The sequence below is a fragment of the Streptomyces sp. NPDC046379 genome (assembly GCF_055587785.1).
The window spans coordinates 17,698-34,671 of the sequence record NZ_JBVJFP010000010.1 but is presented as its reverse complement, the minus strand read 5'-3'; the positions used below and the strand labels follow the sequence as shown (position 1 = coordinate 34,671).

The following is a 16,974-nucleotide window of genomic DNA, read 5'->3' as shown; positions in this document are numbered from 1 at the left end:
GTGCCCCTTCGGGCGTGCCGGACGGCGCCGTCGCGAACGCCGGGTGCCCATGTCCAGGCCGTCCGGCGTTCGAGAACGAGGCCGTTCAGGCCGTCGCGGGTCCGGGGCGTAGCCCCCGGAAGGACGGGCACCGAAACACGGCGGCGCCCCACCGCGCCCGGCCGCAGGCCCGCGCACCAGGGGACCGCCACCACACCGCCAGGTACAGTGCGGAGACCAGACGTTCCCACCGGGAGGCCCCGCCCGTGTTGACCCAGACCTCCTCCCGGGTCCTCGAACCGAGCGACCTGGAGGCCGCGCTCGCCGTCCTCGACCGCGACCCGGTCGCCAACGCCTTCGTGACCTCACGGGTCCGGGTCGCCGGCCTCGACCCGTGGCGGCTCGGCGGCGAAATGTGGGGATGGTACGAGGACGGCACGCTCACGTCCCTCTGTTACGCGGGCGCCAACCTCGTCCCCCTCTGCGCCACCCCCCGCGCGGTGCGCGCCTTCGCCGACCGCGCCCGTCGCGCCGGCCGCCGCTGCTCCTCCATCGTCGGCCCCGCCGAGCCCACCGCCCTCCTCTGGCGCCTGCTGGAACCGCACTGGGGCCCCGCCCGCGACGTCCGCGGCCACCAGCCCCTCATGATCACCGACCGGATGCCCGAGGGCGTCGCCCCCGACCCCTACGTCCGCCGCGTCCGCAAGGACGAGATGGAAACGATCATGCCTGCCTGCGTGGCGATGTTCACCGAGGAGGTCGGCGTCTCCCCCCTCGCCGGCGACGGCGGCCTGCTCTACCAGGCCCGCGTCGCCGAACTCGTCGGCTCCGGCCGCTCCTTCGCCCGCCTGGACCAGCACGGCAAGGTCGTCTTCAAGGCCGAGATAGGCGCCGCCACCGACCGCGCCTGCCAGATCCAGGGCGTCTGGGTGGCCCCCGAGTACCGCGGCCGCGGCCTCGCCGCCCCCGGCATGGCCGCCGTCCTGCGCTACGCCCTCGCCGACTTCGCCCCCGTCGCCAGCCTCTACGTGAACGACTACAACACCGCGGCCCGGCGCACCTACCGCAGGGTCGGGTTCCAGGAGGTCGGAGCGTTCATGAGCGTTCTCTTCTGAGGGCGGGACCGACGCCCCTGTAGGCTCCCCGGCATGGACCCCGTCATCGGCCCTCTGGACCTCCCCGCCCACGTGGACGAGGCCCTCGAGGTGCAAGCCGTCGCCTTCGGGCTGGGCGCCGAGGAAGTGGCCGTACGGCGCCAGATCGTGCTGCGCCACATGACGTACCCGGGCGCCCGGGCCTTCGGCGCGAGTGCCGGCGGCGACCTCGTCGGGTTCGTCTACGGGATGCCCAACGACCGCGCCCACTGGTGGTCCACCGTCGTGGAACCGTATCTGCGCGCCCAGGGGCACGAGGCCTGGCTCGACGACTCCTTCGTGATCACCGAGCTGCACGTCCACCCGCGCTTCCAGAACCGCGGCGTCGGCCGCGCCCTGATCACCACCATCACCGACACCGCCGACGAACCCCGCTCGATCCTCTCCGCGATCGACACCGACAGCCCGGCCCGCGGCCTCTACCACTCCCTCGGCTACCAGGATCTGGCCCGCCGCGTCCTGTTCCCCAGCGCCCCCAAGCCGTATGCCGTCATGGGCGCGCCGCTCCCGCTGCGCCGCCGATAACCGATTTCCGCCGCCCCGCACCCCCCGGTTAACCTCCTTGCCATCACCCTCCCCCGCGCCGGGCCCCGCCCGAGCGGGGGACCCCCATCCGGCAGGAGTACGAGAACGATGGCGAACGCACCGGTCCAGCGCATGTCCCAGTTGATGGCGAAGACGCTGCGCGACGACCCGGCCGACGCCGAGGTCCTCAGCCACAAGCTGCTGGTCCGCGCCGGCTACGTACGCCGTACCGCCGCCGGCGTCTGGACCTGGCTGCCGCTCGGCAAGCGGGTCCTCGCCAACGTGGAGCGGATCGTCCGCGAGGAGATGGACGCGATCGGCGCCCAGGAGGTGCTGCTGCCCGCGCTGCTCCCGCGTGAGCCCTACGACGCCACCGGCCGCTGGGACGAGTACGGCCCCGAGCTGTTCCGCCTCAAGGACCGCAAGGGCGGCGACTACCTGCTCGGCCCCACCCACGAGGAGATCTTCACGCTGATCGTGAAGGACCAGGCGTCCTCCTACAAGGACCTGCCGGTGATCCTCTATCAGATCCAGAACAAGTTCCGCGACGAGGCCCGCCCCCGCGCCGGCATCCTGCGCGGCCGCGAGTTCCTGATGAAGGACTCGTACTCCTTCGACACCGAGGACGAGGGCCTCGCCCAGTCCTACGCGCTGCACCGCCAGGCCTACCAGAAGGTCTTCGAGCGCCTCGGCCTCGACTACCGCATCTGCGCCGCCACCGCCGGCGCCATGGGCGGCTCCAAGTCGGAGGAGTTCCTCGCTCCCGCCGAGGCCGGCGAGGACACCTTCGCGGACTGCCCGAACTGCGACTTCGCTGCCAACACCGAGGCCATCTCCTTCGAGCTGAAGCCCGTCGACGGCTCGGCCGTGCCCGCCGCCGAGGACATCCCCACGCCGGACACCCCCACCATCGAGACCCTCGCCGCCTCCCTCGGCGTCCCGGCCTCCGCGACCCTGAAGAACCTCCTCGTCAAGGTCGACGGCGAGATCGTCGCCGTCGGCGTCCCCGGCGACCGCGAGGTCGACCTGGACAAGGTCGAGGCCCACTTCGCGCCGGCCACCGTCGAGATGGTCACCGAGGCCGACTTCGCCGTCCGCCCCGACCTGGTCCGCGGCTACGTCGGCCCGCAGGGCCTGGCCAAGGTGAAGTACATCGCCGACCCCCGCGTGGCGCCCGGGACCTCCTGGATCACCGGCGCCAACAAGGAGCACACGCACGCGAAGAACGTCGTCGCGGGCCGTGACTTCGAGGTCGACGAGTACGTGGACGTCGTGGTCGTCCGGGAGGGCGACCCCTGCCCCAGGTGCGGCACCGGCCTCAAGCTGGACCGCGCCATCGAGATCGGCCACATCTTCCAGCTCGGCCGCAAGTACGCCGACGCCCTCAAGCTCGACGTCCTCGGCCAGAACGGCAAGCCCGTCCGCGTCACCATGGGCTCCTACGGCATCGGCGTCTCCCGCGCCGTCGCCGCGCTCGCCGAGCAGACCGCCGACGACAAGGGCCTGTGCTGGCCCGCGGAAGTCGCCCCGGCCGACGTGCACGTGGTCGCCGCCGGCAAGGCCCTCCAGACAGAGCTCGCCCTCGACGTCGCCGGGAGGCTCGCCGCGGCCGGCGCCCGCGTCCTGGTGGACGACCGGGCCGGCGTCTCGCCGGGCGTCAAGTTCACCGACGCGGAGCTGATCGGCGTACCGAAGATCCTCGTCGCCGGCCGGCGCGCCGGTGAGGGCGTCGTGGAGCTGAAGGACCGCCGCACCGGCGAGCGCGAGGAGCTTCCCGTCGAGGAGGCCATCGCCCGACTCACCGCCTGACCGGCAGCGTCAGTAAGGGGCGTCCGCCAGGGCGGGCGTCCCTTACGTCGTCGCCCCGCCCGGCAGGCGTCCCGGTTGTCCGGCAGCGTCCCGTTCAGAGCCAGCCCGCGAACTCCAGCAGCAGCTCCGCGTCCCGCGGCCGGCCCACGCGCCGCGCCCGCACCCCCGACTCCACCGCCCGGAACAGCGTCCAGCCGCGCAGCCGGTCCTGGTCGACGTCCAGCGACTCCGCGAGCCGCTTGATCCGGCGACGGGTCGTCGCCGGACCCGACGGAGAGGCGATCAGGTCCTCCACCCGGTCGCGGACCAGCCGGGCCAGATCGAAGGCGCACTCGCCGACCACCGGGTCGGGCCCCACGGCCAGCCACGGCGTCCGGTCCCCGGCGAGCACCTTGCTCTGCCGGAACGTGCCGTGCAGCAGCCGCCGCTCCGGCGCCTCGGCCAGCAGCTCGGCCCGGGCCGCGAGCGCCGCGTCGACCAGCGGCGCGGCCTGGTCGTCCGCCGCCGCGCTCGCCCGCATCGCCTCCGCCTGCCGGCCCGTCCGCTCGGCCACCGTCTCGAACACGTGCGTCCCCGGCGGCTCCACCCACAACCGGCGCAGCGTGCCCGCCGCCTCCAGCAGCGCCTTCGCCTCCGGCAACGACCGCACCGACACGTCCGGATGCAGCCGCTCCAGCAGCAACGCCCCGTCCGACGCCTCCGGATCGAGCAGCTGTACGGCGCCGAGACCGCCCCAGTGGGCCAGCGCCGCCCGTTCGCTCTCCGGCCGGAACCGGGCCGGCGCCAGCTTCAGCACCGCGGGCGTGCCGTCCGCCCGCCGCACCAGCAGCACGAGGCTGCTCCGGCCGCCGGGCACCTGCACCCGCTCCACGGTCAACTCGCGTAGAACGACGGCCTGTTCGACCGCCTCCGGCAGCCTCTCCAACCAGCCGTCACCGTCCGGTGCCGTCTCACCGAGCGCCCTCACCAGACGCCGCGGCGGTTCGAAAGCCATACGCGAGTCGTTCCCTTCCTAGGAGCGGCTTGACGCCGATGCCCTCGGCGAAGCCCCGGCCGCGCCCGTGTCCGACGACGACCCGGCTCCCCGCTCGGCGAGCCCAGGGAAGGCTACGCTCTCGCCGCGCCACCGCACCGCCCGCACCGCCGCCTCCCGCAGCGACGCCGCCGCGGCGGCCCGCCGCTTCCCGTCCGCCGCACGCACCAGGTCGGAGTACACCCCGGCGACCCGGTCCTCCACCGCCGCCGCCAGCCGGACCGCCGCCGGGCCGTCCGCCACCGGGAACGGCAGCGCGTATCCGGCCGCCGCGGCGACCGGCTCGCCGCCCAGGTCCCGGACCTCGCGCGCCAGCGCGTCCCGCCGCGCGCGGTGGGCGTCGTAGGCCGCCCGCGCCTCCGTGCGCCGTTCCTCGCCGATCCGCCCGCCGACCACCCCGTAGCCGTACACGGCCGCGTGCTCGGCGGCCAGCGCCGCCTGCAGGGCCGCCAGCTCCCGGTCCTTCGCCTTGCTCATCGCTCACCTTCCGTCAACCCGTACCCGGCCGTGGCGGCGACCGGCTCCCCCGCGGGGCCCCGGCACCCGCCCGCCGGCGCGTACCCGGCCGCCACCGGCTCGCCCCCGGTGCACCGGAACCCGCGCGCCGGCGTGTCCCGCCGTACGCGGTGGGCGTCGTACGCCGCCCGCCCCGCCGCGCGCCGTTCCCCGCCGCAGGCCGCCCCGCGCCCGCCCATGGCCGGCTCCCGGTCCCCGGCCGCCCTCATCCCTCGCCCTCCGTCAGCAGGTACGCGTGCACCGCCCCGGACGCCGCCACGGAGGCCAGCAGCCGCGCCGACTCGCCGGGCAGGTCCGTCAGCGTCCCGGCCCGCCGGTCCGCGAGTTCCCGCTCCGCCCGGGCGAGTTCCGCCAGGGCGCCCTTCTCGTCCGCCGGAACGGGGACGGCGGGGGCGGGGGAACCCGACGCCGAGGCCGAGGGAGTCGCGGACGCACGGCCGCCGCTCCCGCCCCCGAACGCCCGTGCGTGCTCCACGACCTCGTCCCGCAGCGGTACCAGCCGCCCCGCGAGCGCCGGATGGGCGGCGATCACCGCGTCGTACCGCGCGGCCAGCTCCGCGCTGTCCCGTGCCGCACGCGCGCGTGCCCGCTCGGCGGCCGACAGAGCGGAGCGCTCGTCCCCCGCCTCCCCGGGCGGACCCGAACAGCCCGCGACGAGTGCGACGCCCGCCGCCGAGGCGAGCAGGCTCCTTCTGCGCGGCCCCGAGGGCATGCGCGGCGACAGGGGAAACGGCACGGCTGACGTCCTCGAAGACTCGTACGAAGGGACCGGGCGGCACGCCCGTGATCACGGTACCCGCGCATCCGTGCGAAACCGCTCATCGGCACCGGTCCGACCCGGCAAACGGCAGGGCGTACGGCGGCCGGCGGACACGCGGGTGGACGGCAACACCCTCCGCGACCGGATACCCTTTGACCAGACACGCGACCATCCCACAACAGCACACGCGGCCGAGGAGTCACCCGGATGAGCACCACCCAGCGCGAGAGGCTGCGAGAACTGCTGGAACCCCTCGTCACCTCCCAGGGGCTGGACCTCGAGGAGATCGCGGTGGACTCGGTCGGACGCAAGCGGGTGCTGCGCGTCGTCGTCGACTCGGACACCGGGGCGGACCTGGACCAGATCGCCGATGTGAGCCGTGCGCTCTCGGCGAAGCTCGACGAGACGGACGCGATGGGCGAGGGCGAGTACACCCTCGAGGTCACAACCCCGGGCGCGGAGCGCCCCCTCACCGAGCGGCGGCACTATGTGCGCGCCACCGGCCGGCTGGTGAAGTTCCAGCTCGCCGAGGGCGAGGAACTGGTGGCCAGAATTCTCGGCGTCGACGACGAAGGCGTCGATGTCGAGGTACCCGGGGTCAAGGGGCGCAAGCCCACGGCGCGCAGACTCGCCCACGGGGACATCGCCAAGGCGCGCGTCCAGGTCGAGTTCGGCCGCAAGGACAAGAAGGAAGAGGAGGCGTAGCCGTGGACATCGACATGAGCGCCCTGCGGGGCCTGGTACGGGAGAAGGAGATCTCCTTCGACCTGCTGGTCGAAGCGATCGAGGCGGCCCTCCTCATCGCCTACCACCGCACCGAGGGAAGCCGCCGGCACGCGCGCGTGGAGCTCGACCGGCAGACCGGTCACGTGACCGTGTGGGCGAAGGAGGACCCCGAGGACCTCGAGGAGGGCCAGGAGCCCCGCGAGTTCGACGACACCCCGTCCGGTTTCGGCCGGATCGCCGCGACCACCGCCAAGCAGGTCATCCTCCAGCGGCTGCGCGACGCCGAGGACGACGCCACGCTCGGCGAGTACGCCGGCCGCGAGGGCGACATCGTCACCGGCGTGGTGCAGCAGGGCCGCGACCCGAAGAACGTGCTGGTGGACATCGGCAAGCTGGAGGCCATCCTGCCGGTGCAGGAGCAGGTGCCCGGCGAGACCTACCCGCACGGCATGCGGCTGCGGTCGTACGTCGTCCGGGTGGCGAAGGGCGTACGCGGCCCCTCGGTCACCCTGTCGCGCACCCACCCCAATCTGGTGAAGAAGCTGTTCGCCCTGGAGGTGCCGGAGATCGCCGACGGTTCCGTCGAGATCGCCGCCATCGCCCGCGAGGCCGGCCACCGCACCAAGATCGCCGTCCGGTCCACCCGGTCGGGGCTGAACGCCAAGGGCGCCTGCATCGGGCCCATGGGCGGCCGGGTGCGCAATGTCATGGGAGAGCTGAGCGGCGAGAAGATCGACATCGTCGACTGGTCGGACGACCCGGCGGAGATGGTGGCGAACGCCCTGTCGCCCGCGCGGGTGTCCAAGGTCGAGGTCGTCGACATGGCGGCCCGCTCCGCGCGCGTGACGGTGCCGGACTACCAGCTGTCGCTGGCGATCGGCAAGGAGGGCCAGAACGCCCGCCTCGCCGCCCGGCTGACCGGCTGGCGGATCGACATCCGCCCGGACACCGAGCAGCCGTCCGACCGCCCGTCCGAGTAGCCGCTCGACGGCGGCTCGGGGTCCCCTCGAAGCCGCCTCGGAGTTACCCGGGGCATTCCCCGGGGGCGCCTCCGGGACGCCCGCGGGAATGCATCCAAGCCGCAGGTCGCTGAGATCACGACAACAACCGTTCGATCCCTGCCCCAAAGGGGTGAGGTCGCTACGGGGAGGTAGACTGAAGAGTGTCTGGCCGGACGCACGCCCGATCATGCCCTGAACGCACCTGTGTGGGGTGCCGGGAGCGCGCGGCCAAGACGGAGCTGCTGCGCACCGTGGCGATCGAGGACGCATGCGTCCCCGATCCTCGCGGTACGCTGCCCGGCCGGGGTGCGTACGTACACCCCGCCCTGGTCTGTCTCGACCAGGCGGTACGCCGTCGGGCGTTCACGAGGGCACTGCGCGCCCCGGGAGCGCTCGACACAAAGGCGTTGCGCCGATACGTCGAGCAGACAACAGTTGCCGAGCAGGCAACACCGTAAGACGTGCCGCACGGGAGCCCCCGCGCGGCCCTGGTACCTCGCGAGTCGAAAGCAGGTCGAGATTGCGATGAGCACTCGATGAGTACGCGATGAGTACGCCCATGAACTAGCGACGGTCCGGCCGCAACCCGGACCTCAAAGGAGCGAAGTGGCTAAGGTCCGGGTATACGAACTCGCCAAGGAGTTCGGTGTGGAGAGCAAGGTCGTCATGGCCAAGCTCCAGGAACTCGGTGAATTCGTCCGATCGGCGTCTTCGACGATCGAGGCGCCCGTAGTGCGCAAGTTGACAGATGCCTTCCAGGGCGGTGGCAGCGGCAAGTCCGCCGCGAAGCCCGCCCCGCGCAAGGCCGCCCCCAAGCCCGCCCCCGCGCCGTCCCCGGCGCAGGCGGCCCGTCCGGCTGCTCCCAAGCCGCCGGCCCCCCCCAAGCCGGCCGCGGCCCAGCAGCCCGCGGCCCCGTCGGCGCCCGCGCCGGCCGCTCCCGGTCCGCGTCCGACGCCGGGTCCGAAGCCCGCCCCGCGTCCCGCCCCGGCGGCGCCCACCACCCCGGAGTTCACGGCCCCGCCGTCCGCTCCGGCGGCGCCCGCGGCCTCGGCCGCCCAGGGCCAGCGCCCCGCGGGCGCCCGTCCGGGTCCCGGCGCCCCCAAGCCCGGCGCCCGTCCCGCCGGTCCCTCCCAGGGCCAGCGCGACGGCGGCCGTCCGGCAGGCCAGGGTCAGCGTCCCGGCGGCGGCGCGCCGCGTCCGGGCGCCCGTCCGGCCGGTCCGCGTCCGGGCAACAACCCCTTCACCTCCGGCGGCTCCACCGGCATGGCCCGTCCGCAGGCGCCGCGTCCGCAGGGCGCGCGTCCCGGCGGCCCCGGCGCTCCCGGCGCCGGTCCCCGTCCCCAGGCGCCCGGCGCCCAGGGCGGCGGTCCTCGTCCCCAGGCTCCGGGCGGCCCCCGCCCGACCCCGGGCTCGATGCCGCGTCCGCAGGGCGGTCCCCGTCCCGGCGGCGGTCCCGCCGGTCCCCGTCCGAACCCGGGCATGATGCCGCAGCGTCCCGCTGCCGGCCCGCGTCCCGGCGGCGGCCCCGGCGGCCGCGGACCCGGTGGCGGCGGTCGTCCCGGCGGTGCCGGCGGCGGTCGTCCCGGCGGCGGCGGCTTCGCCGGCCGTCCCGGTGGCGGCGGTGGCGGCTTCGCCGGCCGTCCGGCCGGTCCCGGCGGCGGCGGTGGCGGCGGCTTCGCCGGCCGTCCGGGTGCTCCCGGAGCGGGCGGCGGTGGCCGTCCCGGCTTCGGCGGCCGTCCCGGCGGTCCCGGTGGCCGCGGTGGCACGCAGGGCGCCTTCGGCCGTCCCGGCGGTCCCGCCCGTCGTGGCCGCAAGTCGAAGCGGCAGAGGCGCCAGGAGTACGAGGCCATGCAGGCCCCGTCGGTCGGCGGCGTGATGCTGCCTCGCGGCAACGGCGAGACCATTCGCCTGTCGCGCGGTGCCTCGCTCACCGACTTCGCGGAGAAGATCAACGCCAACCCGGCGTCGCTCGTCGCCGTCATGATGAACCTCGGCGAGATGGTCACGGCCACCCAGTCCGTCTCCGACGAGACGCTGGAACTCCTCGCGGGCGAGATGAACTACACGGTTCAGATCGTCAGCCCCGAGGAGGAGGACCGCGAGCTGCTCGAGTCGTTCGACATCGAGTTCGGCGAGGACGAGGGCGACGAGGACGACCTGGTGGTCCGTCCGCCGGTCGTCACCGTCATGGGTCACGTCGACCACGGCAAGACCCGCCTCCTCGACGCCATCCGCAAGACGAACGTCATCGCGGGCGAGGCCGGCGGCATCACCCAGCACATCGGCGCCTACCAGGTGTCGACCGAGGTCAACGACGAAGAGCGCAAGATCACCTTCATCGACACCCCGGGTCACGAGGCGTTCACCGCCATGCGTGCCCGCGGTGCGAAGTCGACCGACATCGCGATCCTGGTCGTCGCGGCCAACGACGGCGTCATGCCGCAAACGGTCGAGGCGCTCAACCACGCCAAGGCGGCCGACGTCCCGATCGTCGTCGCGGTCAACAAGATCGACGTCGAGGGCGCCGACCCGACCAAGGTGCGCGGTCAGCTGACCGAGTACGGCCTGGTGGCCGAGGAGTACGGCGGCGACACCATGTTCGTCGACATCTCCGCCAAGCAGGGTCTGCACATCGACTCGCTGCTGGAGGCCGTGATCCTCACGGCCGACGCCTCGCTCGACCTGCGGGCCAACCCGAACCAGGACGCGCAGGGCATCTCCATCGAGTCCCGTCTCGACCGCGGCCGCGGCGCCGTGGCGACGGTCCTCGTGCAGCGCGGCACCCTGCGGGTGGGCGACACGATGGTGGTGGGCGACGCCTACGGCCGCGTGCGCGCCATGCTCGACGACAACGGCAACAACGTCGCCGAGGCCGGCCCGTCGACGCCGGTCCAGGTCCTGGGCCTGACCAACGTCCCGGGCGCGGGCGACAACTTCCTCGTCGTCGAGGAGGACCGCACCGCCCGCCAGATCGCCGAGAAGCGCGCGGCCCGCGAGCGCAACGCGGCCTTCGCCAAGCGCACGCGCCGCGTCTCGCTCGAGGACCTGGACAAGGTCCTCAAGGCCGGCGAGGTCCAGCAGCTGAACCTGATCATCAAGGGTGACGCCTCCGGATCCGTCGAGGCCCTCGAGTCCTCGCTGCTCCAGCTGGACGTCGGCGAAGAGGTCGACATCCGCGTCCTGCACCGCGGCGTCGGTGCGGTCACGGAGTCCGACATCGACCTGGCGATGGGCTCCGACGCCATCGTCATCGGCTTCAACGTCCGCGCGGCCGGCCGCGCGGCGCAGATGGCCGAGCGCGAGGGCGTGGACGTCCGCTACTACTCGGTCATCTACCAGGCGATCGAGGAGATCGAGGCGGCCCTCAAGGGCATGCTCAAGCCGGAGTACGAAGAGGTCGAGCTGGGCACGGCGGAGATCCGCGAGGTCTTCCGCTCCTCCAAGCTGGGCAACATCGCGGGTGTCCTCATCCGCTCCGGCGAGGTGCGACGCAACACCAAGGCGCGCCTCATCCGCGACGGCAAGGTCGTCGCGGAGAACCTCAACATCGAGGGTCTGCGTCGCTTCAAGGACGACGTCACCGAGATCCGCGAAGGCTTCGAGGGCGGTATCAACCTCGGAAACTTCAACGACATCAAGGTCGACGACGTCATCGCGACGTACGAGATGCGCGAGAAGCCGCGCTCGTAACGGGCACGGTTTCCGAGGCGGTCCGGTCCGGGGCCGGTCGACGGAGAGTAATTTCCGTCGATCGGCCCCGGCCGTTCGTTGTACGGTTCTGATGTCCCTGCCACGCGGATGGCGGGGCCATCGATCCCGTACCGGCGGGTGAACCGGCTGCACACATGTATGTGGGGACGCTGTCCTTCGACCTCCTCCTCGGCGACGTACGGTCGCTGAAGGAGAAGCGCTCCGTCGTCCGCCCGATCGTCGCCGAGCTGCAGCGGAAGTACTCCGTGAGCGCGGCGGAGGTGGACCATCTGGACCTCCACCGCAGGGCCGGCATCGGCCTCGCGATGGTGTCCGCCGACGCGGGGCATCTCACCGACGTACTGGACCGGTGCGAACGGCTGGTCGCCGCGCGCCCCGAAGTGGAACTGCTGTCCGTGCGACGGCGCTTCCACGGCGACGACGACTGAACCACGAACGAAGAGAAAGAACGGGAGACGGACCAGTGGCCGACAACGCGCGTGCCAAGAGGCTGGCGGACCTCATCCGAGAGGTGGTGGCCCAGAAGCTGCAGCGCGGGATCAAGGACCCGCGGCTCGGCTCGCACGTCACCATCACGGACACCCGGGTCACCGGTGACCTGCGGGAGGCGACCGTCTTCTACACCGTGTACGGGGACGAGGAGGAGCGGGCCGCCGCCGCCGCCGGACTGGAGAGCGCCAAGGGCGTCCTGCGCTCCGAGGTCGGCAAGGCCGCCGGGGTGAAGTTCACGCCGACGCTCACCTTCGTCGCCGACGCCCTCCCCGACACCGCCCGGACCATCGAGGACCTCCTCGACAAGGCCCGCGCCTCCGACGAGAAGGTGCGCGAGGCGGCCTCCCAGGCCAAGTACGCCGGTGAGCCCGACCCGTACAAGAAGCCGGGCGACGACGAGGACGACATCGCCGAATGAGCCGCGACACCACCACGCCCGACGGCCTTGTCATCGTCGACAAGCCGTCGGGCTTCACTTCGCACGACGTGGTCGCCAAGATGCGCGGGATCGCCAGGACCCGCCGCGTCGGCCACGCGGGCACCCTCGACCCGATGGCGACGGGCGTCCTCGTCCTCGGCGTCGAGAAGGCCACCAAACTCCTCGGCCACCTCGCGCTGACCGAGAAGGAGTACCTGGGCACCATCCGTCTCGGCCAGACCACCGTCACCGACGACGCCGAGGGCGAGATCACCGGGTCGGCGGACGCCTCGAAGGTCACCCGCGACGCCATCGACGCGGGCATCGCCAAGCTCACCGGCACCATCATGCAGGTGCCGTCCAAGGTCAGCGCCATCAAGATCAACGGCGTGCGCTCCTACAAGCGCGCCCGCGACGGCGAGGACTTCGACATCCCTGCCCGGCCCGTCACCGTCTCCTCCTTCGGGGTGTACGACGTCCGGGACGCCGTCGCCGAGGACGGCATCCCCGTGCTCGACCTGGTCGTCTCCGTGGTCTGCTCCTCCGGCACCTACATCCGCGCCCTCGCCCGCGACCTGGGCGCCGACCTGGGCGTCGGCGGACACCTCACGGCGTTGCGCCGCACGCGCGTCGGACCGTACCGGCTCGACGCGGCCCGCACCCTGGACCAGCTCCAGCAGGAGCTGACCGTCATGCCGATCGCCGACGCGGCGGCCGCCGCCTTCCCGCGCTGGGACATCGACGCCCGGCGCGCCCGGCTGCTCGGCAACGGCGTCCGGCTCGACATTCCCGAGGAGTACGCGGGCGCGGGCCCGGTGGCCGTCTTCGACCCCGAGGGCCGCTTCCTCGCGCTGGTGGAGGAGCAGCGGGGCAAGGCGAAGAGCGTGGCCGTATTCGGTTGACCGCCGGGGGACGTCCGGAGCCGCGCAGCCCCGCAGCCCAGCGAGGGCGCGTCGCCGTCGTCGGTGGGCTGCCGGTGAGGGCCGGGCCGCCGGGTCCGGACCCGGGAGGGGGCGCTGTCGGCGGCGGCCCGCCGCCCTGCCGGGCCGTGTCCGGACGCCTCCGCAGAGCGGGCGCCGCCTCTTCCGGTGGACGCCCCCGGGAGGGCTACCGGTCCGTCCTCCCGTGGAGCGGCGGTCACGGGGAGAGTCACTCCCGCCGCTCCACGGTCCCCCTCGGTTCCCCCACCCCTAGGGGGTGTCTGACAAATGCCCGCGGCGTCGCGGCTCCTGGCACGCACTCCCCCAGAGGGGGCACCCCCAGCCGCGTTGCCGAACCGTCCTGGTAGCTCCGCTACGAGGGCGCTCCGGCGCCTTGCGATCGCACGCACCAGAAGCCGCTCCTTCTCCCGCGCTCATATGCCAGACACCCCTAGGAGCTGTCCAACGGCCGCCCCGCATTCACCCGTCCGGACGGGCGCTCGGAGTGAACCGGGGGAGCGCAGGGGGGCGCGTTGGCCGAGTGATCTTTCCGCCCGATCATCCCCGCCCTACGGTCGGAGCCAGGGCACGGGGACGCCCGTAAGGCACGGCGGGGAGGTTCGATCATGGCGGGACGCGGAGGGCGCGGCGACCATGCCCTGGTCCGCGTCCACGACGAGGCCGGCCGCCCACGCGGCGCCGGCATCGTCGCCGACCACCACGGCACGGTCCTGACCAGCCACGAGACCGTCGAGGACCTCGACCGGATCGTCCTGCACACCGCCACCGGACGGCACTGCCGGGTCGCCGCCGCCGACGCCGTCACCCTCCTGCCCGAGCTGGACCTGGCGATCGTGCGCACCGAGGGCCTCGACGCGGACCCGGCTGCGCTCACCGCGCGGCAGGCGATCACGGCCGGCGCCTACGTGCGCATCGCCGCCGACGGCTGGCGCGAGGCCCGCGTGCTCGGCACGACCGGCGCGACCTACACGGCGGGCGGCCGCAGCCATGCCCTCGACGGCGTCCTGGAGCTGGCGATCGGCACGGCCGGCCGGGACGCCCTGCGCAGGGGCGGCGGCGCGGCCGGAGGACCCGTCGTCGACGCCGCGACCGGCGCGGTCGTCGCCGTCCTGGCCACCGGCCTGCGCTGCGGCGACCGCGACACCGGGTTCGCCGTGCCGCTGCGCCGCGCCCCGGGCGCCGGCCCCCTCGCCGAACTGCTCGCCCGCAACGCCGCGACGGTGCCCGCCTACGGCGCCGACCTCAACCTCGCGGGCGTCCTCGAACTGACCGCCACCTCGGTCGGGCAGGACGGCCCGCCCGCCGGGGGAACGGAGCCCGTCGAGCGCGCGGACGTCGCACGCGAACTAACCGCGTTCACGGCCGGCCCGGCCGCCGTGCTCGGCCTCGTCGGCCCACCCGGCAGCGGCCGTACGACCGAACTCGCGGCCCTCGCCGACCGCCGCGCCCGCGGCGACCGGCCCGCCCCCACGCTCTGGCTGCGCGGCGCCGACCTCGCGGACGCCGACGCCTCGCTCGCCGACGCCGCCCGCCGGGCGCTCACCCGCGCGGCCCGCATCGTCGCCGCCTCCGCATCCGCCTGCCCCGACGACCTCGGCGACACCGGCCCCGAACGTCTCGCGACGCTCGCCCATGAGGCCGGCCGGCCCCTGCTGCTCCTGCTCGACTCGCCCGAGGAGATGCCCCCGCTCCTCGCCCACCGGCTCGCGGAGTGGACCGCGGGCACGGCCGCCTGGCTGACGGAAACGGGCGCGCGGCTGGTGGTGGCGTGCCGGGAGGAGTACTGGGAGGTCGCGGGCGCGCACTTCCCGGCGGGGACGCTGCACACCGCACGCCGCCCCGACGGCGGGGCCGGCGGACTGCCGCCCTGCCTCCGCCTCGGCGACCTGAACCCCGGCGAGGCCCGAGAGGCGCGCGCCCGCCTCGGCCTCCCGGAGGACGCCCTCACCGCCTCAGACGCCCGCCACCCCCTCGCCCTCCGCCTCCTCGCCGAGGTCCGCGCCGCCCTCCCCGACGCCCCCGCGGGCGCCGCCCGCCTCGACCGGCACGAGGTCTTCGCGGCCCACCTCGACCTGCTCTGCCTGCGCGTCGCCGTCCGGCTCGCCGCCGGCAACGGCCTGCGCGGCACCGCCGTACGACGGCTCGCGGCCAAGGTCGCCGGACAGGTCCACCAGGCCGCGCGGCGCAGCCTGGGCCCCGGCCACGGCGAACTCGACCGCGAGACGTTCGAGACGCTGTTCCCCTGGGGCCCCGCACCCGCGACCCTCGGCGGCGGCACCGGCTGGGCCTCCGCCGTGCTCGCCGAGGGCCTCCTCGTCCCCGCGGGCGGCGGCTACCGCTTCGCCCACGAGGAACTCGCCGACTGGCTCCACGGCACCCACCTCGACCTGGACGAGGCCCTGCGCACCCTCGTCCGCGGCGGCGTCCCGCACCCGCTCCCCGTCCCGCACCACCGCATCGGCCCCGTCGTCCAGGCCCTGCTCCTCGTCGCCCGGCAGCACGGCACCCACCAACTCGCCTCCCGCCTTCTGGAGTTGCTCGGGGCCCTGGAGGCGGACCCGGACTCCTGGTGGGCCGCCCGCCTGCTCGCCGAGGTCCTGCGCCGGGTACCGGACGCCACACCGTACGTCGGAGTCCTGCGCCTGCTCGCCGACGCCCTGGCCGGCAGACTGCGCCAACGGGTCGCCCATGCACAGGACTTCGCCCCCGACTTCTGGACCGGCCTGCCCCTGCCCCGCGCCGAGCGCGTCGACCTGCTGCGCCGCCTGCTCCCGGCCGACCCGCCGCACCGCCTCCCGGCGGACGCACCACTTCGGATGCCCGCGGACGCACCGCACCGAGGGCTCGCCGACTCCCCGACGTGCGCCGGGGCATACCGCGCCCCCGCGGTCCGGCACCGAGGACATGCCGAGGGCCGGTACCTGGACGCGGCCGCACGTCTGCTCGTCGCCGACCCCGCCGCCGTACAGCCGCTGCTCACCCGCTGGTTCGACGACGACCGCCCGCTGCCCTCGGCGCCCGACGCGACCGTGGCGACGGCCGCGCAGGCACTGCTGCACACCCACCGGCACCGGGCCCCCGACGCCCTCACCGAGGCCCTCGCCGACAGCGGGCACCGGCGCGCCGACGAACTGCTCGCCGTCCTCGCCCAGGAGGAGCCCGCCGCCCTGTGCCGGGCCGTGGACCGGTGGGCGCACGACGAGCGCCCCGCGCGGCGGGCGGCAGCGGTGACGTACGGCCTGCGCGCCGCGGCGCACGCCCGCACCGAGACCGACCGCGACCTGCTCCAGCACGCCGCCTTCGCCGTGCTCGCCCGCCCCGCCGAGACCGGCCTGCACGGCGGCGCCCTCGGCATCCTCCTCCACGATCCCCACACCCGCGCCCGTCACCTCCCGCGCGCGCTGGAACGCCTCGTGGCCTGCGACCCCGGCCTCCCGCCCGAAGCAGCGGCCGCCGCCCTGGCCACGCACCCCGAACCCGTCCTCGACGCCTTCCGCACCCGGCTGGCCCGCCCCGACCCGCAGACCGCGCTGCTCGCCCTCGCCGACGCCGCCATGCCCCCGCTCGCCCACAGGGTCGCCGCCCTGATCGCGGAGTGCGTGACGCAGCGCCCGGAGACCGCCGCCTGCGTCGCCCGCTGGGCCGGCAGCCGCCCGGCGCAGGGCCCTGCGGCCCGCACGGCGGCATTCGCCCTGGTCACCGCCCTCAAGGACACAGGCCCGCCCGCACTACGGGCCGCGCTGTCCGACGTACTGCCCCGCTTCGGCGCTCCCGACGCCCGCGACGCCCCCGGCGAAACTCCTCCCACGACGGCCGGGTCGCGTGCACCGGGTCACAGCGACCATGCCGATGCGGGCCGCACCGTCCCGGCATGGCACTCTTAGACCTGCGTAAGAGGCAGACGGGCAA

The 16,974-nt window shown here is 74.4% G+C and carries 14 protein-coding genes; 11 read left to right on the top strand and 3 right to left on the bottom strand.

The features are described 5' to 3' along the window. Positions 1 to 245 precede the first annotated feature (245 nt). The 3 genes from ACZ6KF_RS18620 (at position 246) to ACZ6KF_RS18610 (ending at position 3,467) form a co-directional block, all read left to right on the top strand. Positions 246 to 1,094 (top strand): GNAT family N-acetyltransferase, encoded by an 849-nt coding sequence (locus ACZ6KF_RS18620; protein WP_356629931.1) that lies wholly within the window; start codon positions 246 to 248, stop codon positions 1,092 to 1,094. Positions 1,095 to 1,127: 33 nt separating this feature from the next. Continuing rightward, positions 1,128 to 1,658 carry a GNAT family N-acetyltransferase gene (locus ACZ6KF_RS18615; protein ID WP_356629929.1) on the top strand — a complete coding sequence of 177 codons (531 nt, stop codon included), beginning with the start codon at positions 1,128 to 1,130 and terminating at the stop codon, positions 1,656 to 1,658. A gap of 108 nt (positions 1,659 to 1,766) precedes the next feature. Further along, positions 1,767 to 3,467, top strand: a complete 1,701-nt coding sequence (locus tag ACZ6KF_RS18610; RefSeq protein ID WP_356629927.1) for a proline--tRNA ligase — start codon at positions 1,767 to 1,769, stop codon at positions 3,465 to 3,467. 94 nt (positions 3,468 to 3,561) lie between these two features. On the opposite strand, the gene ACZ6KF_RS18605 is transcribed toward ACZ6KF_RS18610, so the two are convergent. The 3 genes from ACZ6KF_RS18605 to ACZ6KF_RS18595 form a co-directional block, all read right to left on the bottom strand. Next, complete coding sequence (locus tag ACZ6KF_RS18605) at positions 3,562 to 4,461, bottom strand: aminoglycoside phosphotransferase family protein (protein WP_469177239.1); 900 nt, start codon at positions 4,459 to 4,461, stop codon at positions 3,562 to 3,564. An 18-nt stretch (positions 4,462 to 4,479) separates the two neighbouring features. After that, positions 4,480 to 4,977, bottom strand: coding sequence for a ferritin-like domain-containing protein (locus tag ACZ6KF_RS18600; protein ID WP_469239242.1), 498 nt, complete (start codon positions 4,975 to 4,977; stop codon positions 4,480 to 4,482). Positions 4,978 to 5,221: 244 nt separating this feature from the next. After that, a complete protein-coding gene (locus ACZ6KF_RS18595; RefSeq protein ID WP_469159054.1) occupies positions 5,222 to 5,752 on the bottom strand; it encodes a hypothetical protein in 531 nt (176 codons plus the stop codon). A gap of 231 nt (positions 5,753 to 5,983) precedes the next feature. Here ACZ6KF_RS18595 and rimP point away from each other — a divergent pair, with 231 nt between their 5' ends. The 8 genes from rimP (at position 5,984) to ACZ6KF_RS18555 (ending at position 16,949) form a co-directional block, all read left to right on the top strand. After that, positions 5,984 to 6,481, top strand: a complete 498-nt coding sequence (gene rimP, locus ACZ6KF_RS18590) for a ribosome maturation factor RimP (protein ID WP_356629919.1) — start codon at positions 5,984 to 5,986, stop codon at positions 6,479 to 6,481. Between the two features lie 2 nt (positions 6,482 to 6,483). Beyond that, on the top strand, positions 6,484 to 7,482 hold the full coding sequence (nusA, locus tag ACZ6KF_RS18585; protein WP_356629917.1) for a transcription termination factor NusA: 999 nt from the start codon (positions 6,484 to 6,486) through the stop codon (positions 7,480 to 7,482). Positions 7,483 to 7,664: 182 nt separating this feature from the next. Next, positions 7,665 to 7,961: a YlxR family protein gene (locus ACZ6KF_RS18580; protein ID WP_356629915.1), complete on the top strand. Its 297-nt coding sequence runs from the start codon at positions 7,665 to 7,667 to the stop codon at positions 7,959 to 7,961. 148 nt (positions 7,962 to 8,109) lie between these two features. Then, positions 8,110 to 11,193 (top strand): translation initiation factor IF-2, encoded by a 3,084-nt coding sequence (gene infB / locus ACZ6KF_RS18575; protein ID WP_356629913.1) that lies wholly within the window; start codon positions 8,110 to 8,112, stop codon positions 11,191 to 11,193. Positions 11,194 to 11,348: 155 nt separating this feature from the next. After that, positions 11,349 to 11,642, top strand: coding sequence for a DUF503 domain-containing protein (locus ACZ6KF_RS18570; protein ID WP_356629911.1), 294 nt, complete (start codon positions 11,349 to 11,351; stop codon positions 11,640 to 11,642). A 35-nt stretch (positions 11,643 to 11,677) separates the two neighbouring features. After that, entirely contained in the window at positions 11,678 to 12,124 is a 447-nt protein-coding gene (gene rbfA, locus ACZ6KF_RS18565; protein ID WP_356629909.1) for a 30S ribosome-binding factor RbfA, read from the top strand. Further along, the gene (gene truB, locus ACZ6KF_RS18560) at positions 12,121 to 13,026 is read left to right on the top strand and encodes a tRNA pseudouridine(55) synthase TruB (RefSeq protein ID WP_356629907.1); all 906 of its coding nucleotides are present in this window, start codon (positions 12,121 to 12,123) and stop codon (positions 13,024 to 13,026) included. Before rbfA ends, truB begins: the two co-directional genes overlap by 4 nt. Before the next feature lie 644 nt (positions 13,027 to 13,670). Continuing rightward, entirely contained in the window at positions 13,671 to 16,949 is a 3,279-nt protein-coding gene (locus ACZ6KF_RS18555) for a trypsin-like peptidase domain-containing protein (RefSeq protein ID WP_469239240.1), read from the top strand. Positions 16,950 to 16,974 lie beyond the last annotated feature (25 nt).